General features: G+C 60.6%; 19 protein-coding genes and 2 pseudogenes. 13 read left to right on the forward strand and 8 right to left on the reverse strand.

Features of this window, described 5'->3' with window-relative positions; translation table 11 throughout:
* Window positions 1-8 precede the first annotated feature (8 nt).
* From E5S69_RS09620 to E5S69_RS09630, 3 genes are all read right to left on the reverse strand, one after another.
* Window positions 9-1,142, reverse strand: a complete 1,134-nt coding sequence (locus tag E5S69_RS09620) for an alkene reductase (protein ID WP_058697568.1) — start codon at window positions 1,140-1,142, stop codon at window positions 9-11.
* A gap of 50 nt (window positions 1,143-1,192) precedes the next feature.
* Complete coding sequence (locus tag E5S69_RS09625; protein ID WP_058697569.1) at window positions 1,193-2,215, reverse strand: LLM class oxidoreductase; 1,023 nt, start codon at window positions 2,213-2,215, stop codon at window positions 1,193-1,195.
* A 153-nt stretch (window positions 2,216-2,368) separates the two neighbouring features.
* Window positions 2,369-3,298 carry a LysR family transcriptional regulator gene (locus E5S69_RS09630; protein ID WP_058697570.1) on the reverse strand — a complete coding sequence of 310 codons (930 nt, stop codon included), beginning with the start codon at window positions 3,296-3,298 and terminating at the stop codon, window positions 2,369-2,371.
* Between the two features lie 200 nt (window positions 3,299-3,498).
* Here E5S69_RS09630 and E5S69_RS09635 point away from each other — a divergent pair, with 200 nt between their 5' ends.
* The 6 genes from E5S69_RS09635 to E5S69_RS09660 all read left to right on the forward strand — a co-directional run bounded on the left by E5S69_RS09635 (window position 3,499) and on the right by E5S69_RS09660 (window position 9,270).
* Complete coding sequence (locus E5S69_RS09635; protein WP_058697571.1) at window positions 3,499-4,476, forward strand: LLM class oxidoreductase; 978 nt, start codon at window positions 3,499-3,501, stop codon at window positions 4,474-4,476.
* 12 nt (window positions 4,477-4,488) lie between these two features.
* A complete protein-coding gene (locus E5S69_RS09640) occupies window positions 4,489-5,421 on the forward strand; it encodes a nuclear transport factor 2 family protein (RefSeq protein ID WP_081050243.1) in 933 nt (310 codons plus the stop codon).
* Window positions 5,422-5,568: 147 nt separating this feature from the next.
* Window positions 5,569-6,513, forward strand: coding sequence for a TIGR03571 family LLM class oxidoreductase (locus E5S69_RS09645; RefSeq protein ID WP_058697573.1), 945 nt, complete (start codon window positions 5,569-5,571; stop codon window positions 6,511-6,513).
* Window positions 6,514-7,109: 596 nt separating this feature from the next.
* A complete protein-coding gene (locus tag E5S69_RS09650) occupies window positions 7,110-8,207 on the forward strand; it encodes an alkene reductase (RefSeq protein ID WP_058697574.1) in 1,098 nt (365 codons plus the stop codon).
* A gap of 77 nt (window positions 8,208-8,284) precedes the next feature.
* Window positions 8,285-8,512, forward strand: a complete 228-nt coding sequence (locus tag E5S69_RS09655; RefSeq protein ID WP_143010701.1) for a hypothetical protein — start codon at window positions 8,285-8,287, stop codon at window positions 8,510-8,512.
* Between the two features lie 71 nt (window positions 8,513-8,583).
* Window positions 8,584-9,270, forward strand: coding sequence for a gamma-glutamylcyclotransferase (locus tag E5S69_RS09660; protein ID WP_058697575.1), 687 nt, complete (start codon window positions 8,584-8,586; stop codon window positions 9,268-9,270).
* Window positions 9,271-9,838: 568 nt separating this feature from the next.
* On the opposite strand, the gene E5S69_RS09665 is transcribed toward E5S69_RS09660, so the two are convergent.
* Complete coding sequence (locus tag E5S69_RS09665; RefSeq protein ID WP_058697576.1) at window positions 9,839-11,800, reverse strand: sigma-54-dependent Fis family transcriptional regulator; 1,962 nt, start codon at window positions 11,798-11,800, stop codon at window positions 9,839-9,841.
* 741 nt (window positions 11,801-12,541) lie between these two features.
* Between E5S69_RS09665 and E5S69_RS09670 the strand changes: the two genes are divergently transcribed.
* The 4 genes from E5S69_RS09670 (at window position 12,542) to E5S69_RS09685 (ending at window position 18,033) form a co-directional block, all read left to right on the forward strand.
* Entirely contained in the window at window positions 12,542-13,456 is a 915-nt protein-coding gene (locus E5S69_RS09670) for an alpha/beta hydrolase (protein ID WP_058697577.1), read from the forward strand.
* The gene (locus E5S69_RS09675) at window positions 13,457-15,163 is read left to right on the forward strand and encodes a flavin-containing monooxygenase (RefSeq protein ID WP_199414555.1); all 1,707 of its coding nucleotides are present in this window, start codon (window positions 13,457-13,459) and stop codon (window positions 15,161-15,163) included. It abuts the gene before it with no gap.
* Window positions 15,164-15,423: 260 nt separating this feature from the next.
* Window positions 15,424-16,578: an iron-containing alcohol dehydrogenase gene (locus E5S69_RS09680; RefSeq protein WP_116318645.1), complete on the forward strand. Its 1,155-nt coding sequence runs from the start codon at window positions 15,424-15,426 to the stop codon at window positions 16,576-16,578.
* 9 nt (window positions 16,579-16,587) lie between these two features.
* On the forward strand, window positions 16,588-18,033 hold the full coding sequence (locus E5S69_RS09685; RefSeq protein WP_058697579.1) for an aldehyde dehydrogenase family protein: 1,446 nt from the start codon (window positions 16,588-16,590) through the stop codon (window positions 18,031-18,033).
* A 97-nt stretch (window positions 18,034-18,130) separates the two neighbouring features.
* Here the strand turns inward: E5S69_RS09685 and E5S69_RS09690 are convergent, their stop codons facing one another.
* Complete coding sequence (locus E5S69_RS09690) at window positions 18,131-19,366, reverse strand: alpha-hydroxy acid oxidase (protein WP_058697580.1); 1,236 nt, start codon at window positions 19,364-19,366, stop codon at window positions 18,131-18,133.
* 85 nt (window positions 19,367-19,451) lie between these two features.
* A complete protein-coding gene (gene glaH / locus E5S69_RS09695) occupies window positions 19,452-20,384 on the reverse strand; it encodes a glutarate dioxygenase GlaH (RefSeq protein ID WP_058697581.1) in 933 nt (310 codons plus the stop codon).
* Between the two features lie 96 nt (window positions 20,385-20,480).
* On the opposite strand from glaH, the gene E5S69_RS09700 reads away from it, so the two are divergent.
* Window positions 20,481-21,380, forward strand: a complete 900-nt coding sequence (locus E5S69_RS09700; protein ID WP_058697582.1) for a LysR family transcriptional regulator — start codon at window positions 20,481-20,483, stop codon at window positions 21,378-21,380.
* Window positions 21,381-21,644: 264 nt separating this feature from the next.
* On the opposite strand, the gene E5S69_RS09705 is transcribed toward E5S69_RS09700, so the two are convergent.
* The gene (locus tag E5S69_RS09705; protein WP_058697583.1) at window positions 21,645-22,736 is read right to left on the reverse strand and encodes an IS630 family transposase; all 1,092 of its coding nucleotides are present in this window, start codon (window positions 22,734-22,736) and stop codon (window positions 21,645-21,647) included.
* An 86-nt stretch (window positions 22,737-22,822) separates the two neighbouring features.
* On the opposite strand from E5S69_RS09705, the pseudogene E5S69_RS09710 reads away from it, so the two are divergent.
* Window positions 22,823-23,151, forward strand: a pseudogene (locus E5S69_RS09710) (adenylate/guanylate cyclase domain-containing protein); the annotation flags it as partial.
* 359 nt (window positions 23,152-23,510) lie between these two features.
* Window positions 23,511-23,606, forward strand: a pseudogene (locus E5S69_RS09715) (IS5/IS1182 family transposase); the annotation flags it as partial.
* Between the two features lie 16 nt (window positions 23,607-23,622).
* On the opposite strand, the gene E5S69_RS09720 reads toward E5S69_RS09715, so the two are convergent.
* Window positions 23,623-24,819 (reverse strand): porin, encoded by a 1,197-nt coding sequence (locus E5S69_RS09720; RefSeq protein ID WP_058697585.1) that lies wholly within the window; start codon window positions 24,817-24,819, stop codon window positions 23,623-23,625.
* Window positions 24,820-25,132 lie beyond the last annotated feature (313 nt).

Genomic DNA, 25,132 nt, shown 5'->3' on the forward strand with positions numbered 1-25,132 from the left:
TCCGCCTGTCATGCCTGGCGGTGGCTGGCCTGTCTTTCATGGGTCGGCTCGTTTGCCGGTGCTCTGGCCGGATCGTAAGCCGGGTAGTCGATGTACCCACGGGCGCCGCCACCATAGAAGGCCTCACGCCCGGCTTCCGCCAATGGCCAATCGTTGCGCAAGCGCTCCACCAGGTCCGGATTCGAGATAAACGGCCGGCCGAACACAATCACATCGGCCTGCCCTGCGTCCAGGGCCTCTCGGGCGCTTTCCGAATTGAAACCGCCTGCCAGCATTAGCGTGCCCTGGTAGGCCTTGCGGAAAGCCTGCTGGAATGCGGGCGATTCGAGGTGACTCGCGTGCATGTAAGCCAGGCTGCGGCGGGACAATGCCTCGGCCAAAGCGAGCCAGGTCGCTTCCTCTTCTTCGAACGCATGCAGGTCGTTAAGCCGGGCCTGCGGCGACACGCGCACGCCCACGCGCGCATTGCCAATCTCACCGGCGACCGCATCGACGGTCTCCAGCAGGAGGCGCAGCCGGTTGTCGATGGACGCGCCCCCATATTGGTCGGTGCGGGTGTTCAGGCCGGCATTGATGAACTGCTCGAACAGGAACCCGTTACCCGCATGGATTTCGACGCCGTCAAAGCCAGCGGCCATGGCGTTGCGTGCGGCGTTGCGAAAGTCCTCGATCACGCCGCGGATGCCGGCCAGGTCCAGGGCCGCCGGCGCGCTGACCTGCACCTGGGCCGGCTGACCGTTGGTGTCGTAGGCGAGTACCTGGGTATCGGCTGCCGTTACCGCCACCGAAGAGACCGGTGCATTGCCGTCCGCTTGTAGCGAAACATGCGAGACCCGCCCGACATGCCAGAGCTGGATGAAGATCCGGCCGCCGGCGCGATGCACTGCGTCGGTGGTGCGCTGCCATCCTGCGATTTGCTGGGGCGTGTGGATCCCTGGCGTGTACAGGTAGCCGCGGCCCTGAGCCGAGACCTGGGCGCTTTCGGTGATGATCAGGCCGGCGCTGGCACGCTGGGCGTAATACGTGGCCATATCCGTCGGCGGGACGGTGTCGACTGCCCGGGCGCGTGTCATCGGCGCCATGACGACGCGATTTGGCAACTGCAGGCCGGCAAGGTCATAAGGATCGAAGAGGGATGTCATGGCAAGGGCTCCGGGTAGCAGGTGCGAGTATTGGCGTGCGTGCTGCCGGTTCACGGATGCGAAGGGAAGTGTGGCAACACGTACTCCGCCAGTTCGTCCAGGATCTCGCCATAGGGCTGGCGGCTGACCTTCGGATTGAGGGCAACGTGGGAAATGCCGGCTGCCTGAGCCAGTTCCAGATAGTCACGCAGCCCGTTGCGTCCGGCGCGGAAACCGCCAGGGAAGCGCTGGAACGGCACATCCGGGTCTTCGGCCAGGTCGAGGTAGCCTCCCAGCCCCAAAGGCTTGAAGGCTTGCTCACCCGCCGCAGCGTGCACGTGCTTGCGCCACTCTTCGCCGAGCTGTGCCAGCCCGTACGGAGCGGGCGCTCCTCCCAGGAATCCGTCCAGGTTATGCGCCAGCCATTCCATGCTTTGCTGTGCCTGGCCCACGGCGATGGCGGGAACTCGCCCGAACGGCGCCTTGGGAACCAGGTCGAGGGCGCCAGGCGATCCTCCGAAGCGTGCAGACTGAAAGCTCGGAAAGCTTTCTTCAGACAGCGTCCGGAAGACGCCATAGGCGTCGCGATAGCGCTCGCCGCGGCTCTCGTAGTCGATGCCGAACATCGGGTAATCGCTATAGCGGTCGCCTGAGGACAGCCCGAGCACCAGCCTGCCACCACTGAGTTGGTCCAGCGACGTCGCCTGCTTGGCCAGGTTCATCGGCTCGCGCGTTGGAAGCACGATGCCAGTGGTACCCAGGGCAATTCGTTCGGTCGCAGCAGCCAGGTACGAGATGTAGACCATTGGCTCGAAAATCTGTGCCACATCGCCGTAATTCGGATCGAAGAAGGGTACGTCGCGCATCCAAAGTGCGCCGAAACCCAGCTGCTCGGCGCGCTGGGCCATCTGCACGTGGCCGCGCATGGTCGGCGCGGGCCGTCCCGGATGGGTTTCGAGCGGGAGGATCAGCCCGATGGTCAGGGCACCTGGCTGGAACAGGCGCTGGAAGCCCGGATGCTGTTGCAGGGCCGGGTGCGGGCTCGGCAGCTCGGCAGGCAACGCCTTTGGGGTGGCAGAGGCTGGGACAGTCATGGCAGAGGACCACTGGGGATTGGGATGTCGTAAGTCTCATTGAATCCCGTGTGGAGATAAACCGCTTTGCGAGACCGGCACTCGGTCCTCATGGGCCCCAATCCCACCCCCCAACACTCTCCTGCAGCCCGCTGTTCAGCAAAGTGGCGCGAGTCAGGTATTGGCCTGTGTACCAGGCTCCCATGGCACACCAGCTTCCCACCGTGCCACCAGCAGGTCGATGAACGCCCGGATGCGCGGCGACAGGTGGCGCTTGCTGGGATAAACGACCCGGATGGGGTCAGGCGTTGTGCGATACGCGCCAAGCACTTCCACCAGCGTGCCCGCGCGAACGTCGGCGCCCGTGAGATAGGACGGCAGGCAGACCAGGCCGAAGCCAGCCAGCGCCGCTTCGCGCATCGCCTCCGAACTGTCGATGCTCAGGCGTCCCGGGCCATCAAACAGATAGTGGCCTTCAGGCGTGTCAAAGCGCCACGGACGTGGCCGCTCCGCGCTCTGGAAGACAATGGTGTCGTGACCGGCCAGGTCCTGCGGAACTTGTGGCACCCCACGCCGGGCTAGATACTCCGGTGAGGCGCACGTGAGGAACTGCTGCTCGGCAATCGTGCGAGTGAGGATCTGCGAGTCATCCTTCGGGATGCCGATACGGATGGCAATGTCGAAGCCTTCTTCGATGAGGTCCACGAAGCGGTCGGTGAACGAGATATCCGCACGCAGCTCGGGCCACTGCTTCAGGTAGGCATCAAGGACCGGCAGGATGTGGCGCTGTCCGAAGGACAAGGGTGCCGTCAGCTTGAGGGTGCCGGTTGGCCTGCCGCGGCGCAGTGCCATGGTGGCATCCACCTCCTCGAGGTCTTCCAGGATCTGGCGCCAGCGTTCATATACCACCAGGCCCTCGTCAGTCAGGCTCAGCTTGCGCGTGGTGCGGTTGAGCAGGCGCACGCCCAGTCGCCCCTCCAGGCGCACGATGCTCTTGCCAATGGCTGAACGGGTGAGGCTGAGCGAATCGGCGGCGGCGGTAAAGCTGCCAGCCTTTACTGCCGCCACGAACGCGGCGATGTCGCCGAATCGGTTGGGCTCCATGGTGTTGTGTCCTCACACCCACAGCGGGGCATCAGCGTTCCCTGACACGGGAATCCAAATCCCCAATCATCGCCTTATCCTTGCTACCTGTCCACAAGGCAGAGCAATGCGGGCTAATGCGGCGGGCCGAGTTGCTACCAAGGCATTGGGTCAACGCAGACCTCGGAGCGTGCCGCTCGCCGTTTAGCGGAGTCATCACTATGAATAACCCTTCAATCGGTCCAGTGCCTGCGGAATTGCAGGCCCACCCCGGATACCGCCGGGTCTTCCAGCCTGGCCGGCTGACGTTTGGCTTCATCATGCCCCTGGAGGGCTATCCATCGTCGCCGTTCCCCACTCTGCAAGACCATCAGCGCCTGGCCACGATGGCTGACGAGGCGGGATTTTCTGCGCTATGGATGCGCGATGTTCCCTTCTACGACCCCAACTTCGGGGATACCGGGCAGATGCTGGACCCGATGGTGTATCTGGGCTTTCTCGCTGCTCACACCAAAAAGATCGCGCTGGGCACAGCCGGCATCATCCTGACGCTGCGCGACCCGCTCATCGTCGCCAAACAAGCCGCATCCGCTGATCAGCTGCTGCAAGGCCGCTTGCTGCTGGGGCTTTCAACTGGTGACCGCGCCATCGAATATCCGGCGTTCGGGGCGGACTACGAGAGCCGCGGGGACCGCTTCCGCGAAGCCTTCGGTCTGATCAAGACGGTTACGGAGCAGTCCTTTCCGCGCGCGGCCACTAGCTACTACGGCACCTTCCGCGGCGAGATCGATCTGATTCCGAAGCCGGTGGGTGGGCGCATGCCCATGCTGGTGATCGGCCGGGCCCGCCAGGATCTCGGCTGGATCGCCAGGCACAGCGATGGCTGGATCTGGCACCTGAGCGACCTCGACCGGATGCCGCAGCTATTGGAAAGCTGGCGGGCCAGCCATGAGGAGGGGTGGCTGCGGCCATACGGCTATGCCGCGTTCTTCGACCTGTCCGAGAACCCCAACGCCCCGTTGCAGTACGTCGGCAACGGCATCCGCGCCGGCCGCAACGCTTTGATCGCCCTGTGGCGAAGGCAGCAGGCTCAGGGCGTCAGCCACGTCGCGCTTAACCTCAAGCCCTTGCGCCGGCCCGCGGCAGAGGTGCTGGAGGAACTGGCGGAATTTGTCCTGCCCCACTTCCGGGCCGACTGAATGGAGAAATCAATGTCGTCCACTGTTACACGTCATCAACTTCTGGATCTGCTTGCTGCCTTCTGCGATACGTGGGCCGGAAGACCGTCGATGCCTGCGGAAGATCTGCTGGCCGATGCAGTCGAGCTGTTCAGCAGCCACCGTGGCCATTTCCGGGGAGCCCATGATGTCCTTGGGGCGCTGGCCAGCGACTTCCCAGGCCTGGAGGCCGTGCATATCGCCGCGACCAATCGTGTTCCTCGGGCATATGGGAGCGAGAGCATGGTCAGCGCCTATTTTCATGGCGAGGCGCGGCAATCTGCCGGCAACGCTGAAGCGGTAGCGTTCGGCGGCGTGGTGATCCTGTCTTTCGAGAGCCAGGGAAGCCGTGCGCGCATACGCGAAATCAGGATCCAGCTCCATTGGGTCCATGGCGAGTCGGCCAGGCTGACGGGCTGGCAGCTGCCGCCGACCGACAGGGCATGGCAGCCCGGCGATCCGCCTGCCGTCGTCGTCAGCGAGCTGGATGCACCGTGGCATCGAATCCCGGTGTCGGAATTGGCCACCAGCAACGAGGAGGCGGCCGCCGAGGCTTGGTTCCGCTATGCCTGGGCCCTGGATCAAGCCGATTTCGTGTTGTTCGGTCAATGCTTCAGCGAGGATGCCGAGGCTGAACTGACGCCCATGGGACATCTGAAAGGGCGCCGCGAGTTGATGGCAACGCTCAAGGCGTTCCGCCTGCCGTGGCCGTGGATGCAGCATTATGGTGAGCCGCTGCAGGTCGAGATCCAGTCCGACGGGAGCAGCGCGGCGCTCCTGTTGGGACGCGTTATGCCCGGGCGGACGACAACGCCGGAGAACAAACCGCTCTACGGCGCGCACTATCGCATACAGCTGATCAAGGACGATGGCGAGACATGGCGGATTGGCCAGATGGCATACGTGCCGGGCTGGTTCAGCGTCTGATTTGGACACGTGCAACGGCGGGAGCGCCTCGCGTACAGATATTGTCCAGGTGCGCGAATCACACCTATGCTTCACCGAGTCTCCGGTTGTCGAGCGTAGCGCCAAAATCGGGGGCACCGAAAGCCACGTCACGATCGGGAACGAGCCATGGACCTACTCAATCACGCTTATGAGCGCACCCTTGCCGCCGGGCAATTGACCGTAGGCTTGATGACCCCGCTCGGGCGCAAGCCCGGTGAGATGGCCGACATCGAGTCTGAGCTGCGCCTGGCCGCACGCGCCGACGCCCTCCAGTTCGCTGCGCTTTGGGCCCGCGACGTACCTCTGATGATCCCGCAAGGATCCACCATGGAAGCCGCGGCGCTGGATGACCCGTTCGTGTGGTTGTCATTCCTTGCCGGGGTAACCCGTTCGATTGCACTCGGTACGGCCGCAGCGGTGCTTCCACTGCGACACCCGATCCACCTGGCGAAGTCCGCCCTGTCGCTGGACCGGCTGTCGCAGGGCCGCTTTATCCTGGGCTTAGGCTCCGGTGACAGGGAGGCCGAATTTGCGGCGTTTGGCCTCGACCCTGAACAAAGGGCAGAAGCGTTCCGGACGCGATGGGCGATCGTCAGGGCGGCGCTGTCGCCTTCGCAGGCCGATCGTGCCGCCTTGCTGAGCGCCACCGATGGCTACGATCTTGCTGTGCCGCCGGCTGCTCGCGTGCCGATGATGGCGGTGGGTTCAGCCCGGCAAACCTTGCAATGGATCGCAGCCCATGCAGACGCATGGGCCACGTACCACAGAGAGGAAGTTCGCCAGCAGGGGCGCATTGGCCTCTGGCAATCCGCGCTACGAGAACGGTCCCCTGGTATGCCAAAGCCGTTCGTTCAGTCCATACACCTGGACCTGGTCGACGACCCTTCGACCGAGGCAGTACCTATCGAACTGGGCCTGCGAACTGGCCGCTGGGCATTGATCGATTATCTGAAGCGACTGGAGGCCAATGGTGTCGCCCACGCCATGCTGCATCTCGCCCCCGGTCCGCGGCCTCTTTTGGGCGTTGTGGAAGAACTTGGTATGGCTGTTCTTCCGGCTTTGCGCCAGTGAATTGTTTCTGCCGGTCCGACTTTACCAGGCCTTCTTCACACCAGGCGATCCTCATCACTCGATTGCCGATGAGGATTCCCCAGTCGGTCATGTGCGTGCCTTTCGTCAGGCAGCCTTGCGGTTTCGCTCTTCGCTTCAGCGTATCGGCAACGATTCACAGCGGCGCCTCGATCAGGTCTAAACACCCCACCAAGTTCAAACACGAATGCTTGGACGCGCCTGCCAAGTGGAACCTGGTGCGCGCTAAACGGTGTGGAAGGGTCATAGTTCCGGAACGCAAACCAGCTGCCGATTAGGGATCCATTGTCCCGTATTCCGGGACACCATCCCTCTATATCACCAACATCAGATCCCTGACACTGCAGTCATTCAACAGCGGGGTTGGTGGGCAGCATTGAATAGCTGACTACCGCACCATCAACCGACGCACCGAGATGTCGTCCGGCCCAGGCAAGGCGGCATAAGGAGCGGAAGCCAGCCGAGTATGGCTACCCGTTGCACCACGCTCGCCTTTATCGAGGCGTTTCGTTTTCAGGCAGCGAACAGGGTATTCCTTTCGCGCCGAACACCCCGTGTCTTTTCAGGAGAAAGCGCACATGCCAAACCTATTTGATTCCTACCAACTCGGCGCGATCCCGCTCGCCAACCGTGTCGTGATGGCGCCGCTGACCCGCTCCAGAGCGGATGCAAACGATGTCCCTTCCGCATTGATGGAGCAGTACTACGTTCAGCGCGCCGGTGCAGGGCTGTTGATCTCCGAAGCGATCAATGTGACCCGCAACTCCCAGTCCTTCGAGGGATCGCCTGGCCTGTACAGCCCGGAGCAGACCGAAGCGTGGCGGCGCATCGTGGAAAGCCTGCATCTGGCGGGCGGGCGCATCGTAGCGCAACTTTGGCACACCGGTCGAGCGAGCTCTTTCGCGATCCTGAACGGGAATGCGCCGGTTTCTCCCTCGGCTGTCAACGATGACCTGCACCAGCTTCATGTCTGGGGAAAACTGCAGAACGGCGTATACACCAGGATCCATGCCACCCCATCGCGCGCAATGAGTACGCAGGAGGTGAAGGCCGCCATTCAGGAATATCGGTATGCTGCCGCCAATGCGCGCACTGCCGGCTTCGATGGTGTCGAAGTCCATGCGGCCAACGGCTATCTGCCACATCAGTTCTTGTCCGCAACGACCAACCAACGGGACGACGAATACGGAGGCTCCGTCGAAAATCGTGCCCGCTTCTTGCGCGAGATTATCGAGCAGGTTTCGCGAGTGATGCCGATAGATCGGATCGGGGTGAGAATCTCCCCATTCGCGGCATACAACAATGTGCGTGACCTCGATCCAGTGGGCACGTACCAATATGTCGCAGCCATGCTTCAGGATCTTGGCGTGGCTTACGTTCACATCGCGGATACCAATGGCTGGTTCGACCGTCCAGACTTGCCCAATATCCTCGAGATCGTGCGGCCAGCGTACTCCGGCTCGCTGATTGTCAACGGCGGTATCAGTCCGGAAAAGGCAAAGCAACTGGTGAGCGAAGGCACGACAGACCTGGTTGCATTCGGCCGTGCGTTCATCGCCAACCCGGACCTGGTGTCGCGACTGAAGCACGACATTCCGCTTGCACAATCCAGCCCGGAAGACTGGTATGGCGGTTCCGCCAAAGGCTACACCGACTACCCGGCGCATGCTGCCTGATGCAATGATCCTCCGTTCAACAGGAAAGGAGGAACACCTCATCGACCTGGTACCGGGAGCAATCGAGATTAATGATCATGAATTTTAGCAACCTGAAGAAATTTTCAAAGACCGCTGTTCTCGCTGTAGTTGGCGCACTCGCAATTGCCAATTTTAGTGTTGTGGTTTTAGAGCGCATTGAAGTGGCCGCCGTCGGCAGTCTGCCATCCATGAATTCAACGACAATGATTGCCGGAATGGACCGAACAGGGCCTTCGGAGCCGCCAAAGAGAACAGGCGAACACGAGCGCAATCGAGTGGCGTAACGGTTAATACTTGCCTCCTTCGTCTGCATTGAATGGCGTGATTCAGTGCAGACTTGGGCAGGAATCCAATCATGCTGACAAGAGAGCTGATTAGCACAGGTGCTTACCTGGAATCGTTTCAGGATCTGCCGGAGCAATTCCGCTGGTCCCGGGAGCGCATCGAAACCTCAATGCGCGAAACCCTGGCGCGACGTCCGCAACCTGAGGAACCGGTCTGGGTGTTCGCATACGGCTCGCTGATCTGGAATCCACTATTCCACTTTGCCGAGAAGCAACGGGCGACGCTGCATGGCTGGCACCGTAGCTTCTGCATTCGCCTCGTCACGGCACGCGGAACCAGCACGCACCCTGGTCGCATGCTGGGGCTCGAGCTGGCCGGAGAGTCGGTTGGTGTGGCGTTCAGGCTGAGAGAGGATGAATTGGTTCACGAACTCATGATGGTGTGGGTGCGAGAAATGGTGGGCGGTGTTTATCAGCCGACGTGGGGGGAGGTCAAGCTGGCCGATGGCAAGACCGTGAGCGCTATCACGTTTGTCGCCGATACGGCGCACGCCTTGTACGAGGATGATTCGTCGATCGCGACAACCGCTCCGATGATTGCGACCGCAAATGGGCATCTTGGAAGCAATCGCGACTATTTGCTGCAGCTCGACGAATCCCTAGTTGAGCACGACATTTCCGACGACTACGTTAAAAGTCTTGCCGAGGCGGTTCGTGTACACCGGACTTCGGGCGGTTCCTCTTCACCGAAAAGCTAACCAGGGCATGGTCACCGGCATTGGCTTGGCAAGCCAGAGGACATCCGTGCGATAGTCTGCCGATTAAGCCAGTTTGTCATACGCACGCATTACGGAAGTGCGTATGTGGACGCCTCCCGGGTTGCAAGCGGCTTGACATGGTGGTCAGCGGATCCGAACGTGAGGCTGGTGTTTCAGATCGAGCCCTGTGCAATCCATGGTGGTGATGCACCAGCGCCTTGATTGCCGGCATTCATGATCAAGTTCCGTGCCGTCGTCGCTTGAGACGGTGCTTGCAGGTATTCCCGGGGAAATTGGGTCTAATTGCTGTGTTGAAGCAGGCTTGCACCCTGTCCGGGCGAGATGCGCCGGACAAATCCGACCGATCGATGAGACCCCGCTGTCCTTCGAATGTCTTCCGTGACAGGCGAGCCTGCGTGAGAGAGCCGAACAGCTTTAAGGGAAAGGGGTGCACGCCGCAATCACGCGAAGATGTGCCGCGCGAGTTGGCTTGGCGAGGGGAAAGGAAGATGCGTCTCAACGGTCTGCAAGCCTGACCTTGGGGTGATATGGACGCATGCAGTACGAATTAATCGTCCTGGCCCGACGTGTACTGACCCGGATCGATATTGAGCTCGGCGAATTTTCGGTAGAGCGTGGAACGTGCGATGCCGAGCGCCTTGGCAGCGTAGTTGGCCTTCCGGTACTTGCGCAGCATCCCGATGATCAGTTGACGCTCATAATCCTGCATGGAAGACAGGTTGTCCGTTGGTGGCGGTTTCGGGCCGGCTTCTAGCCTCTCGGTTTGCTGAGGTGGTTGCGTGACTTCAGGCGGCAGGCAGGAAATATCGATGGGCCCTTCAGAACACAGCAGCGCCGCCTCGATGACATTGCGCACCTCGCGGGCGTTGCCTGGCCAAGTGTAGCGTTCGAGTGCCGCGCGGGCTTCTGGCGTGATGTCGACGGCAGCGATCCTGTGCTTCTCGCGCATGGCGCCGACAAACTGTTCGATCAAAGGGGGGATATCGCAAGGGCGCGCCCTCAGTGGCTTGACGGTCTTCTGCACGATCTTCAGGCGAAAGTAGAGGTCCTGGCGGAATTGTCCCTCGGCGACCAACTGCTCCAGATTCCGGTGGGTAGCCGCGATGATCCGACACTGTGCGCGCTGCGATTCGCACGAACCGACCCGTTGGTACGAGCCATCTTCCAATACCCGAAGCAGGCCGGCCTGCATTGCCAGCGGCAGTTCGCCGACCTCATCAAGAAACAGGGTGCCACCCCTCGCTGATTCGAAGTATCCGGCGCGGCCGCGTGGATCGGCGCCGGAAAACGCGCCTCTCACGTAGCCAAAAAACGTACTTTCCATCAACTCCGCGCTGATGGCGCCGCAATTGACTGGCAGATAGGGCTCATTGGAGCGGTGACTGCACGCGTGCAGATGTCTCGCCAGCAATTCCTTGCCGGTGCCGGTTTCGCCAATGATCAGCACATTGACGTCCGTCGTTGCCACGCGCTGGAGTTCGTCCAGCATGCGCCGGGTTTCCGGGTCGCGGGTCAGGAACTGGCCGAACCGCCTGACGGGATCCGCATCGCTTTGCGGAAAGGGCGCGCGTTCGGAAGTAGGCAAGCGGATTTGCGGCTCGCTGGCCAGCAGGATAATCGCGCCAATTCTCTCGCCGGATTCAGGCGAAGAAACGTCGATCGTTTGCCTGACCGGCGTGACCTGCAGCGATCCCGCCCCCCAGGCTGCGACGATCTTGCTGCAGCGATCGGTTGGCGAGTGAGCAACCACGCGTCCGACGTGATCCAGCGCTAACATTTCGTCGTGAGGGTAGCGGCGCGCCGTTTCGCCGAACGCTGAGATCAGCCGGCTACGCTCCAGTTCCCTGTACATGACCATGCGCGCTTGAATCGAGTTGGCCATCGACACAGTCAATGCCAATGCCTGGTCGCGGAAGGCGGATTCTTCAATAGTGAAGTCAACGACACCAAGGACGGTGCGCCCGTCAATGTCGAATATCGGCGCCGCGGCGCACGACCACGAATGCCAGCCTTCGCAAAAATGTTCCGTGGCAAAGACATGGACTGGCTGCCCCGTGGCAAGCGCGGTGCCCATTCCGTTCGTGCCTGCGGAAGCCTCGTTCCATTTGGAGCCCTCCACAATGCCCGAGCGAGTGGCAGCCTGTTCGCGGATCCTGGGAGCGCCCGTGATATGCAGGACACATCCCGTGGCTTCAGTAAGGATGATCAGGCCGGGAATCTCATCGAGAAAATGCCCTACATCCTGGATGACTGGCACAGAGGCGTTCAGCAGGCGCTGGCCCGACTGGAGACGCTGCCGGAACTCTTCCTCGTTGAGTCGCTGGGCTACCGTTAACGCAACGTCGACGCCGAGCGTGGTGCAGCGTTGCCATTCGTTGAGCAGAAACTGCTGGTAGGGCGGCCGCCGGTCGCTGATATCGATCAGCCCTGCATTGAAGCGTTCCCACAGGCTTCGCACGCCACGGGCATCTTTGTCGAAGCCGAAGTAGGGGCTTTGGTTTGAAGTCACCGCTTGTCTCCTTCTGGCTGCACAGTCTGAAGTGCGAGACCAGTTACCGGGCCTTTCCAGGCAGCCTTTTCTTTATCTTTAGATCATTACACAACTCCGTTTGGGAAGAAAGGGGGACGATTCGCCAGGCTTTGTCGCAGCCGGGTGAAGCTGCGGGCAAACTCGTGTGCACCACCACATCGTCCAGCGAGTACTTGTGCGTGACGAGGCAAGGAAGCCAGATGCGCTGGCTGAAAACGACATTGCGCATTCGGCACATGCGCTCCTAGCCGCCCGGGCACGACGACCGGGCCAGCGCCTTGCTTCGGCTCCATGACGTCGCGCACCACATTGCGTTTCGTCGGATCCAGCACGAAATCGGCACCCATCGACTTCTCGTTTCCAGGCGGGCGTCCACACGATCCACTGCGATGAGGCCTGCAACCTGCGGTCGTGCGCCAGCCATGCCGCTAGCAAGTCCACTCGCTCCAAAGCCGGCGTGTCCTGTCCCAAGACTCGCGAGACATTTTTGTCCGACCGGCCTCGGACAGATGCGGCACGTCCACTTGAAATCAGCGCATTTTCACAGGGAAAACCCTTGCTTTCTGTGCCAAAACCGGGTGGCACAGAACTTGATCTATGAGGTTTGCCCGTGATGTCGCATCTACAGGTAACACCAATGCATCTGGGGGCGGCGGTTCGCGACGCGCCGACCCGATGCAAAGGGAACTGACTACTACTCACAAGACTGAAAGGAGACGTATGGCTAGCGTTGAATCTGAAGCGCTCAAGACCTTGTATGCAGGTTGGGTCAAGACAATGAGCGAGAAGCCCGACATGTCGCTGGAAGAAGTGCGACAACTGTTCTCCCATTGGGGCGATGTCACCGCCGAACCTGGTGGTGTCGACTACATCGAAGTCAATGCCGCAGGCGTGCCGGCAATGTGGGCCATTCCCAAAGGGTGCGATCCGGACCGCGCACTGCTCTGCTCGCACGGAGGTGGCTATGTCGTCGGATCGATGTACACGCACAGGAAGATGTTCGCCCACATTGCCAAGGCCGTAGGCTGCCGGGCGCTGATTGTCGACTATGGCCGGGCTCCGGAGAATCCGCACCCGGGTCCGGTCAATGACATGACGACAGCTTATGAATGGCTCCTGAAGGATCAGGGCCTGAAGCCCCGGCATATTGCATTGGTGGGGGATTCGGCAGGCGGCGCACTTGCGTTGACAACCATTGCGTCAGCACGTGCGCGCGATCTTCCGCTGCCGGCGGCCACCATGCCGATTTCGCCGTGGGCGGGCTGGGATATCTCCGGGAAAACCTACGAGACCAACGCACATCGGGATGCCTTTGTGTCGAAGGACACCACGGAGTTTCTGGGGCCGCTGTTCATCGGTCCGGAGGGAGACCGCTACGACCCGTTGGCGAACCCGCTCTACACCGACTACAGCGGATATCCCCCGATCTACCTGACGGTGGGTAATGCGGAGACGCTGCTCGATGACAGCATTCGCATCGTCGAGAAGGCAAAGCAGGCCGGTGTCGAGGTGAAGTTCGATTGCTACGACGATATGCAGCACGTCTTCCAGTTCCTGGCCGGCGTGGCGCCCGAAGCGGATGACGTCATCCAGAGGATGGCGCAGTGGGTGCGCCCCCGCATCGGATTGGCATGAATGGATAACGCCAACCACGAACTTTCGACAATCGCCTTATACGAAGATTTCATCATGAACAGCGCTATTTCCTCAGCAACGACTCCTTCCGCCAGTCATGCAGCGGGCGACCACTATGACGTCCTGATCGTGGGCGCAGGCTTCTCGGGCGTCTACCAGCTCTACAACCTTCGCAAGCGCGGCTTCAAGGTGCGCCTGCTTGAAGCCGCGCCGGACATCGGTGGGATCTGGTACTGGAACTGCTACCCGGGCGCCCGGGTGGACACTCAGGTCCCGATCTACGAATTTTCCGATGAGACCCTGTGGAAGGACTGGACCTGGAAGGAACTCTTCCCGGGTTGGGAAGAGCTGCGCGAGTACTTCCACTATGTCGATTCCAAATGGCATGTGCGCAAGGACATGCAATTCAACGCGCGCGTGGCATCTGCAAACTTTGATGAGGCAAAGAAGCAGTGGACGCTGGAGACGACCGGCGGCGAGCAGTTCCAGGGCCGCTATGTGATCCTGTGCACGGGCTTTGCCGCGAAGCCGTATATTCCGAAGATCGATGGTCTGGAGTCCTTTTCCGGTCCGAAGCCGCATACCGGCGTCTGGCCGCAGGAGGGGCTGGACTTCAAGGGCAAGCGCGTGGGTGTCATCGGTACCGGTGCTAGTGCGGTGCAGGTTATTCAGGAGGCGGCCAAGACAGCATCCCACCTGACCGTCTTCCAGCGCACCATGAACATGGCATTGCCGATGGGGCCTCGCCAAACCAATTCCGAGATGCAAGCGAGGATGAAGGAAGCCTATCCCGAACGATATGCCTTGCGTCGACGGACATTCGCCGGATTCGATATGGACTTCCTGCCTGTAGGCGCCATGGAAGTGTCGCCGGAGGAGCGTCAGGCAACCTATGAGGCGGTCTGGGCGAAAGCGGGATTCCACCCATGGTTGGCGACGTTCAACGACGTGCTGTCAAACAAGGAGGCCAACGACACGGCGTACGCCTTCTGGCGGGACAAGACGCGTGCGCGCATCAACGACCCGGAAATCGCCAGTAAGATGGCTCCCGACACCGCACCCTATCCATTTGGCACCAAGCGGCCGTGCCTGGAAAACGGCTACTACGAGGTCTTCAACCAGACTAACGTCACACTGGTGGACATTCGCGAGAACCCCATCCACCACGTCACACCGACGGCGGTGGTCATGAACGACGGGGCGGAGCACGAGCTCGATATTCTTGTCCTCGGCACCGGCTTCGATGCGGTCACCGGCGGCATCCTGAGCATCGATATTCGCGGCACCGATGGTTCGACGCTCAATGATCGCTGGAAAGACGGCATTCGCGCTAACCTGGGCCTGGCAACCGCTGGTTTCCCGAACCTGCTTTTCGTGTATGGCCCCCATGCTCCCACAGGCTTCCTGAACGGGCCGACCGCTGCCGAAATACAGGGCGATGTGGTCATTCAGTGTCTCGAGCACCTGCGGGACAACGGATACCAGCGCATCGAGTCGACGACGGAAGCCGACGAATCCTGGGCCGAGCACGTGAATGACGTGGCATCCAAGTCGCTGTTCGTCCAGACCGACTCGTGGTACATGGGCGCCAACATTCCTGGCAAGAAGCGCGAGATGCTCAACTACCCGGGTGGCCTGCCTTTGTATCTGGAGAAGTGCGAAGAGAACGCCCGGAACGGCTATGAAGGCTTTGTGCTGTCGAGCTGAGCCGGCCAGGTAAGTCGGCAAGTCTGCCTGGCGTGAGCAGCGCCAGGTCAATCCGCTTTGCCCCGCGGGCGGTGCTGTCTGGTCTTGATCAGACGGCACCGCATTCACGTGGCACATCACCCTGCGGTCGCATCTCACCATGCATTGCGCCAGTCGGAATGCCGCCTTCGCATGCGGCGCTTGACGCAGAACATGGCGGGCGCATGTTGGCTTACCGAAGCCGTTGAGGGTCCACTGAGATGCCGAGGAGAAACCCAAACATGAGTCAATTTGATTTCCACACCACCCCAAAGATTACGTGTCAGCGCGGCGCAATCCGTCATCTTGGCACATTGGCCCGCGAACACGGAATGCGGCACGCCTTCCTGGTCACGGACGGCGGACTACATAAGGCCGGTCTGACGACATCGGCTATCGAGGCACTACGAGACGCGTCAGTGGAGGTCACGGTATACGCTGATGTGCTGGCCGATCCGCCAGAGGCCACCATCATTAATGCCGCCGACAGCGCGAGGCAGGCCGGCGCCGATGGCGTGATCGGCTTCGGTGGGGGCAGTTCGCTCGATACGGCCAAGCTGGTGGCCTTGCTCGCCCGTACCCCTCAGGCGATGGACGAGATCTACGGTGTGGGTCTGGCGCGCGGGCCCCGGCTGCCGCTGATCCAGATCCCGACCACGGCGGGCACTGGTTCCGAAGTTACGCCGATTTCCGTGGTGACTACACCCACGCATGAGAAGAAGCCGATTGTCGCAGGGCTGCTCCTGCCGGATCTCGCGCTGCTCGATTGCGAATTGACCGTCGGCTTGCCACCGGCGGTGACGGCCATGACCGGCGTGGATGCCATGGTTCATGCCATCGAGACCCTCACCACGCATCTGAAGAAGAACCCGTTGTCGGATGCGCTGGCGATAGAGGCGTTGAAGATGCTCTACCGCAATCTTCCGCTGGCGATCCACGACGGCAAGAACCTCGATGTTCGGGAACAAATGTTGCTCGGCTCCCTTTTTGCCGGCATGGCCTTCGCCAATTCCTCCGTCGGTGCCGTCCATGCACTAGCTTATCCGCTCGGGGTTCACTACCACGTGCCGCACGGGCTCTCCAACTCGCTAATGCTGCCCCATGTGCTGCGATTCAATCTCGAATCGGCAAGCGCCATCTACGCGCGGATGGGACGCGCATTGCTGCCGGAACTCGAATCGACCACCGACACCTACGCTGCGAGAAACTTTGTCGACGCCATCTGCAAACTGGTCTCCGACATGCCGTATGCGCACAGCCTGCGCGAGGTGAAGGTAAGGGGGGAGGACATCCCGATGCTGGCCCGGGACGTGATGAATATTCGGCGCCTACTGGTCCACAATCCCCGCGAGATCGAATACGACCAGGCGCTGGCCCTGTACGAGGCAGCCTACTGAATCACTGATATGACGACATCCATTCACAGAAACTACATCGGCGGCGAGTGGGTCGAAGGCCCGAGAACCGGCCAGAACATCAACCCCTCTGATACCGACGACGTAATTGGTGCCTACACCCGCGCCGACGCCAAGCAAGCCGAGCAAGCCATTGACGCCGCCTTTGACGTCCGAGGCGTTTGGGAAAGGTGGACGGCAGAGCAAAGAGCCGATGCGCTCGATCGAGTTGGCACGGAGCTCCTGGCTCGGTGCGAAGCGTTGGGGGAACTATTGTCGCGCGAGGAGGGAAAGACCCGTGGCGAAGGCGTTGCCGAAGCAGTGCGTGCTGGTCGCATCTTCAAGTTCTTTGCAGGCGAAGCGTTGCGCGTCAGCGGAGAAAAACTGCCGGTCATTCGCCCGTGTGTCGACGTCGAAGTGACGCGCGAACCCGAGGGCGTTGTGGGGATCATTACACCCTGGAACTTCCCGCTTGCTATTCCGGCCTGGAAAATTGCTCCCGCGCTGGCCTACGGCAACACCGTCGTATTCAAGCCCGCCGATCTGGTGCCCGGAAGCGCCTGGGCGTTGGCGGAAATTATCGTCCGCGCAGGAAAACTGCCCGCGGGCGTTTTCAATCTGGTCATGGGACCTGGTTCCAGTGTTGGTCAGGCCATCGCAGCTTCGCGAAAGGTCAGGGCCGTCAGCTTCACGGGCTCGGTCGATACGGGCCGGCACCTCGGAGTCACGTGTGTTCAGCGTGGCGCAAAGGTGCAAATGGAAATGGGCGGCAAGAACCCGCTGGTGATTCTCGATGATGCCAACCTGGACGTTGCGGTCTCCGTCGCCATTCAGGGGTCGTTCTACTCGACCGGGCAGCGCTGCACAGGGTCCAGCCGCCTCGTGGTGCAGGAGGGTATCCACGATGCCTTCGTGGCGGCGATGACAAGGCGCATGTCCGAACTTCGCATCGGCCATGCGTTGAAAGACGGGACCGATATCGGGCCGGTGGCGTCGCAGGATCAGCTTGAACAGGACTGCCAATACATCGACCTGGGAGTTTCGGAGGGCGGGCGCCTGGTTTCTGGTGGCGAACGTCTTGAGCGCGACACCCCAGGCTTCTATCTTTCTCCGGCACTGATCACGGAGACACGCAATGATATGCGTGTCAATCGCGAGGAAATCTTTGGCCCTGTTGCGACGGTGATTCGAGTCAAAGACTATGAGGAAGCTTTGGCCGTGGCCAATGACACCGACTTTGGGCTGTCGTCCGGCATCTGCACAAACTCCCTGAAGTATGCGACTGACTTCAAACGGCGCTCGGTCGCAGGAATGGTGATGGTCAACGTTCCGACTGCCGGGGTCGACTACCACTCGCCTTTCGGGGGTCGCAAAGGATCCAGCTACGGGGCACGCGAGCAGGGTACTTATGCGCGCGAGTTCTACACTGCGGTCAAGACGGCCTACACGCTGTCGTGATGGTGGCGCGGGGCGGTCGGCGGTTCAAGCCGGCCGCCTCACTACGCATCGAGTAGCGTACGAAGGGCCACGCGGTCTGCGCGACCCCATGTTAGGCTCAGGCAAGCACGTCGCGATGAACCTGCGCAATCGTTGGCGTGCCGAGCATAGCCATGTTCCTATCGACTTCCTCCCTGAGCAGGCTGATAGCATGTCTTACACCATGTATGCCACCGACAACCGCTGCATACATGAATGGTCGACCCAGGAAGACGAAGCGAGCGCCCAGCGCCAGCGCCTTGAGGACATCGCCACCTCGCCGGATGCCACTGTCCATCATCACGACCGTCTGGTCTCCGACCGCATCGCAGATATGCGGCAGTACGTGCAGGGGTTCGACTGCGCCATCCAGTTGGCGTCCACCGTGGTTCGAGACGATGATGCCATCCGCACCAAGCGAAACGGCGTGCCTGGCATCGTCAGCATGAAGAATGCCTTTGATGACCAGGTTTCCGGTCCAGCGCTGGCGGATCCGCGCAATGTCCGCCCAGGACAGGTGGTCCCGGCCAGTCGTGTCACGTATTGCCGAAGCCGAGAGCATGGGCGCGCCGCGGGTCGCGAAGGAGTTCTCGAAATGGGGCATGCCATGAGCGATGAGGGTTCGCAAGAAGGTTCCAGCGAGCCAGCGGGGGTGGGCCAGTCCGTCCATTGCGAGTCGGAGGGAGGGGCGCAACGGCAACGAGAACCCCGTCCGTACGTTGTTCTCGCGGTTCGCCCATACCGGGATGTCGACGGTAATGACGAGCGTCGAGAAGCCTGCTGCGCCGACTCTGTCTATCAACGCGTCGATGCGCGAGGTATCACCGGGAAGATAGGCCTGAAACCATGTGCCGGGGGCAGCGGCATGGACGGCTTCCATCGGAATCAGGGACGAGCCACTCATGATCGCCGGAATGTTCTCCTCCTGCGCCGCCTGCGCCAGCGCGATGTCGCCCCGATATGCCGAGATGGCGCTGATGCCCACCGGTGCAATGCCGAATGGAGATGCGTAGGTCTTGCCAAATATGGCGGTGTCTTGCGATCGATGGGATACGTCGATCAAGACCTTGGGGAGAAATCTAAGCTGCTCGAATGCGTTTCGATTGGCATTGAGGGATATGCCGTCCTCGGCGGCGCCGGAAATGTAGCCGAACAACGGCCGTGGCAGATGGCTGCGCGCGGCGGCTTCGAAGTCGGCCAGGGAAAGGATCTTCTGCAGCTTGGGAGGGAGATGTTTCTTCGCCGCATAGGCGGCGAGATGGCGCTGCGTGGCAGGCAGCCCCTCCGGAATTCTTGTGCCTTCGTGGAGTTTCATTTGTCTTCCTGCATTCTGCTCGTTCGAGTGGCGCGGCATCCGCATCGACACGATCGCAATACGGGATTAACAGCGCCAGCCCATCTCATGATGCGAGGGTGCCGCGTTGTCGCATCAGTTCACGGAACAGCGACTCATTCTTCTTGAAAGGCGCCCGACCGTGGAGGTAGAAATAGTTGTTCAGCACGACGAGGTCGCCGACCGGAAGGGAGACTTCCTTCGTGCCGGCGGACGCCTCCATGGAGGCCGACAACGCATGGAGAAAGGCCGCTTCGTCGCGGTCGGCGGGCTGGACGAACTGATCAATGAACGACATCGACAGTCCGAACTGGCTCTGGAAGAAAATGGGGCGCTCGACTCTATCGGAGACATTCTTGGAGCCTGGCGCCTTGTACTGGAAGGGCCTGGTCCCAAGTTTGTGATTGACGAATTGCTCGATCTCGTCCCAATCATCAAGATGCAAGAAACGCGATTCCCCACCGATGGCATTTTCTTCGGAAAATTTCATCATCAGCAGCCAGTCTGTCGCCTCACTGACAAACGTCCCGTCAGTGTGCATCGTGAACAGGCGATAGGCCTGGCGCAGGTAGGAGTCGCTGTCGTCCGTGTGTTTCACGATGAAGCGGGCGTAGTATGTCCCGGACATTGCATCGTGATTGCTGGGGCCGAGGATATGGCACACGGCCGTACCGAGCCGGACGAAGTCTGCAGAGTCATCCGAAAGGCCCTGGAGACCCATCGTGAATCCACCGTGGCGGCGGTTCTTGACCAAGTCAATCAAGGTTTGCGCGAAGCCGTTGCCAAGGCGCTGGACCAGCAGGTTGGCGAGGTGGTAGCGCATGAACGGGACGTACTCGAGATTCTGGACATCGACATGTCGGGCGTCGTCAAGAAAGCCGGAAAGTGCGGCCTCGTCGGCCGTGACATGCATGAGGCGATGGTGATCGGCGTGGGGCAACAGATGGAAGAGGGGTTGCTCGGGGGTGGAGAGAATCGCGTCTGCGAGCGGTGCGTTCATTGGGGTCTCCTTCTAAGTTCGGGACTCCATTTCAGCCTGCTTCCTGGTCGGCATCCAGCGGCCCGAACATAATCTTTATTCGGAGATGGAGATCAAATGATCGATGCCCGGCAATTGCGATACTTCACTGCCGTGGTCGAGGAGCTGCACTTCGCCAAGGCGGCAGATCGCCTCGATGTGGCGCAATCCGCCCTGAGTGCGCAGATTCAGCGGTTGGAGCAGGACATGGGAGTTCGCCTGCTGAATCGGAACAAACGGCAACCGGTGACGCTCACGGATGCGGGGCGTCTGTTCCATGCGGAAGCCGTGGGGGCGTTGCGACATCTGGAACGAGCCGATCAGGTCGGCCGGCTGGCGGCACGAGGCCTTGCGGGCATTGTCCGAATCGCATATGTAGCTTCTGGCGTGAGCAGCGGTGTGCTGACGCGATTAATGCGCCATTTCCGCGTTTCCCATGGAAATGTGCGCGTTGAGGTCGTGGCCATGGATACGCCACGGCAGTTTGAAGCGCTGGATAGCGGCGAGATTGATGTCGGCATTGTGCGGCTGCGGCGCCAGTATCCGGCGGGCTTGACGGCAACGCTCATACAGAGTGAACGTGTGGTCGTTGCCATGGCGGAGAGCCATCCGCTGGCGAGGAAGCCAAGATTGGTTGCCAGTGACCTGAAAGATCAGTCCTTTGTTTCGCCGCAGTTCGACGAGGAGGAGGGCTTCGGAGAGGTACTGTCGGCGTTGGGATCCGCCGGAGGATTTTCGGCGATTCTCGACTATCGCGTTCAGGATTTCATCTCTGCGATTAGCCTGGCTTCGGCTGGGTACGGCGTGGCTGTCGTACCCGAGTCCATGCGGAATTTTCTACAGCCGGAGGTTTGTTACAGAGCCATCCAGGACTTTGAGTATGCTGTTGATTTGGCAATCGCTAGCCGGAAGCGAGAGCTTTCCCCTGCAGTTCGCGCCTTTGTTGAGGAGTCATTGTCTTGTGAAACTCGGCCATAGCGTTGCCGTATTCAAGTGACGGGCTTTTTCGGCTTGTCTCTCGCAGGGCGGGGCGGTTCTTTGAGCAGGTCAGCGGGCCGCAGCAGATCGGGCACCCAAGCACTGATTGAAACCGGAATCAATTGGGCGTCTAGTGGCCTATAAGGCGGGCCGAAGTGGTGGAGAGTGATATGTGCTTCACAAAATGTCGGTTCGAGAATCCAATTGCGGCAAAATTCAAGAGTGCCGCGCCAAGCTGACATGCGTCTGTCCACGCTGTGGCAACTAGTGTCCTGTCCCACTAATACGTGAGCAAAGTCGGTGCAACTTTTCGAGAATCGAGTCGGCAGTGGCAGTCCAGCGAAACGGCTGGCAGTCCGCGTTGTAAGCGGTCACGAAATGATCGATGCGTTGGACCAACTGCTTGACGCTAGTGAACGAGCCGCGGCGGATAGCCTTATCGGTAATGAGGGAGAAGAAACGTTCGACCTGATTGAGCCAGGAACTGTAGGTCGGGATGAAATGCATGTGCCAACGCGGACGCGCTGCCAGCCAGGTCTTGATCTTCGGGTGGCTGTGCGTAGCGTAGTTATCGGCGATGCAGTGAATGTCCAGCTCGGCGGGCACGGCCTGGTCGATCTCTCGGAGGAACGACAGGAACTCCTGATGGCGATGGCGCGGTTTGCATCGCGCCAGCACGGCTCCATTCAGGATGTTCAGCGCCGCAAACAGCGTGGTGGTGCCATGACGTTTGTAGTCGTGCGTGACGCCCTCGACGTAGCCGAATCCCATGGGCAGCATCGGCTGCGTGCGCTCCAGTGCCTGGCACTGGCTTTTCTCATCCACGCACAGCACCAGCGCGTTGTCACGTGGGCTCAGGTACAAGCCCACCACGTCGCGCAGCTTCTCGACAAAGAACGGGTCGGTAGACAGCTTGAAGCCTTCGGTACGATGAGGTTGCAGCCCGAAGAGTTGGAAGTAGCGCTGCACGCTGCTCTTGGAGATGCCGGTCTCGGCCGCGACAGCACGCACGCTCCAGTGTGTCGAGCCAGTGGCCGGCTTCGTATGCAGGGTGGTCTGAATCAATTGCGCCACCCGTTCGTCGTCGACCGTGCGAGGGGCCCCCGGGCGAACGTCGTCATACAGACAGGCGATTCGGCGTGCAATGAAGCGCGCACGCCATTTGCCGACCGTGGCGTTGCCCATCTTCAGCCGCTCGGCGATCGCGCTATTGAGCTCACCGTCGGCGCTGCAGAGGATGATGCGCGCCCGATTGCTCAACGCAGCAGGCAACGACCGGCTGCGCGCGAACGCCTGCAACTGCGCGCGTTCGTCTTCGCTCAACACCAATTCGGCCTTCGGTCTGCCCGTAATCATCTCGATATCTCCGTTCCCAGAATGCCGAAACGGTATGCAAGACTAATGCCAGTTATTTACGGGACAGGACACTAGAGTCGAGCCCAATAACCAAGTATTGCAGTGAGTGTGGCGCGCCTCCAAGTGCAACTCCACTTGCGGAGTTTGCCCCGGTTCATTACACGCCACCCCACCTGGCCGAGCGCACCTTGCCCGAACAGGCAACGCTGGAAGCGAGGGGGAGCGCGCGGGCGAATGCAAAACGATCACGGCACTATTTGCCGACATGGCCGGATCGACGGCGTTGATCCACGACTTGGATCCCGAAGAAGCACGCCATCTCATTGACCGTGGTGGCCTCATGATGGAGACCGTGCATCACTACGAAGGCTACGTCGCCAAGTCCCTGGGCGACGGGATCCTCGCACTGTTCGGGACTCTGGTCCCGAGGAGAACGCGCTGGTGGGCGTGCCCGAAAGTTACCAGATCGAGGAGACGCTCCCCAGCTTGCATATTCCGACAAAGAAGGGGTGCTTGCCGCCCGCATCGACCGGCTTTCCATCGCGGAGAGGGCACTGTTGCAGACGCTTGCGGTGATCGGCAAGCGGTTCCCTCTGAGCCTGATCCGGCAGGTTGTCGGGCAGCCGGAAGATGAACTCGCCCTCCTGCCTGGAGGGCGAGTTCATCTACGACCTGCCCCCCTTTCCCGAGATAGAGTATTCGTTCAAGCACGGCCTGGCGCAGGAGGTCGCTGGCAGTTCCCTGCTTACGGAACATCGCATTGCGCTACATGCACTGGTCAGGGACTATGAGCGGCGTCCCGGCGTATTCGAGGCCATGGTCTATATTGCAATGGGCGGACTTCTACTGCGCAGAGCCGCCCATCCTTGAACTTTCAAACTGGCTCTCAGAAGGTGTGACGGACTCCCACGGCAGCACCGAACATGTTGTCCTTCCCTGTGGCAAGCGCGTAGCTGTTGCCGAGCGCGAGGCTGTTTGCGAACACTGTCGCGGCCGAGTCAAGCATTAGCCCGGCATGTTTCGAGAATGCGCTGGTGAGATAGAGGTCAGTCCGTTTGGAAAGCGAGTAGCTGGAAAGAAAGCCTACTTGCCAAGGATTCGGTGAAGACGTGCTGTCCAGGAGTCTCTTCAGATTCTGGTAGTTGTATGAGAGCGCAATGCTCAATGCGGGTGTGACTTGAAAGGTTCCACCGATCCAGTATAGATCGTCGCGCTGAAGCGTGTCCCCATTGGGTGCCTTGTTTTGTCCCCAGCGATAACCCCCCATGAGTTTCGCCGCGCCAAAGCTATAGCTGACGGCAGTAGCTGCTTTCTTGAAGGAACCGCTGCTAATGGAGCCGCCAGTGATACCCATCGACGGATTGAGCTGATCGTAGCTGATCGCCAGGCCAAGCGGCCCGGCGAAATAGTTCAGCCCGGCGCCATACGCCGTATCACGCCGAAAGTGCCCAGGCGCTTCGCCATTGCCGCCTAGTGCGACACCGGGCGCTACGACTTGTGGCAAGGCAACGCCCGAACCAAAGGACCAATGCGCAACCGCCGTAACCGGACCGAATGTGCCGGAATACTTGAGCAAATTGTCTTCCCGGAAGTTTGGGCCGGTGAGTGCAACAACCGGATCATACTGCGTAGCAAATGCCATTGGTGAGAAGTTTGCCAGCGCATCAAAGGCAGAGGTGTACTGCCGGCCAAAAGATAGCTGGCCATAGCGTTGGTCCTGCAGTCCGACGTATGCCTGCCGTCCGAAAAGCCGTCCACTTTGTTCACCGACTCCAGTATCGATGGCAAAGCCACTTTCGAGCACGAAGACTGAGTTCAAGCTACCAGACAGTGCTTCAACACCTCGCAGGCCCCATCGCGACCCGGCGACGCCGCCAGAGTTCATGCGGTAGACATTATCCCCGGTGCCGGAAGTGAATTGATTGGATGCCGACGGTACGCTGCCGACGTGGTTGGCAAACTCGACGTTGATATCTGCCACGCCATACAGCGTGACAGTAGATTGCGCGTTGGCGTTGAATGTGGCGCCCAGGGCCAGCAGGGCTGACACCGTGGCGGCAGAATGCTTTGCGCAACGACTCATACTTCGTCTCCTGTGTTGGCGTGCGACAGAGCGACGCCAGTTCTTTGATGTGTTCGGTTCGGTCGCGATGACCTTGTCGAAGGGGCGTAAATATTTCTGTTGCACAGCCGCCCAGAGCCAGGCTTTGGGGTGCGAGCCATGCCGCAAGCAATGCGCAGCTGGTGTGTTCGGCGCTGCGATTGCGGTGATGCATGATCAAGTTCTGTGCCAAGGAGGATTAGGTGCAATTTTCGAGGGTAATCCCGTAATTAATGCTGTCGAACTCAGCTCTGAAGTGAGCCTAAGCAAATCCCAGAAGACAGCCGGCGGACAT

Source organism: Cupriavidus necator (assembly GCF_013141915.1).
GTDB lineage: Bacteria > Pseudomonadota > Gammaproteobacteria > Burkholderiales > Burkholderiaceae > Cupriavidus > Cupriavidus necator_B.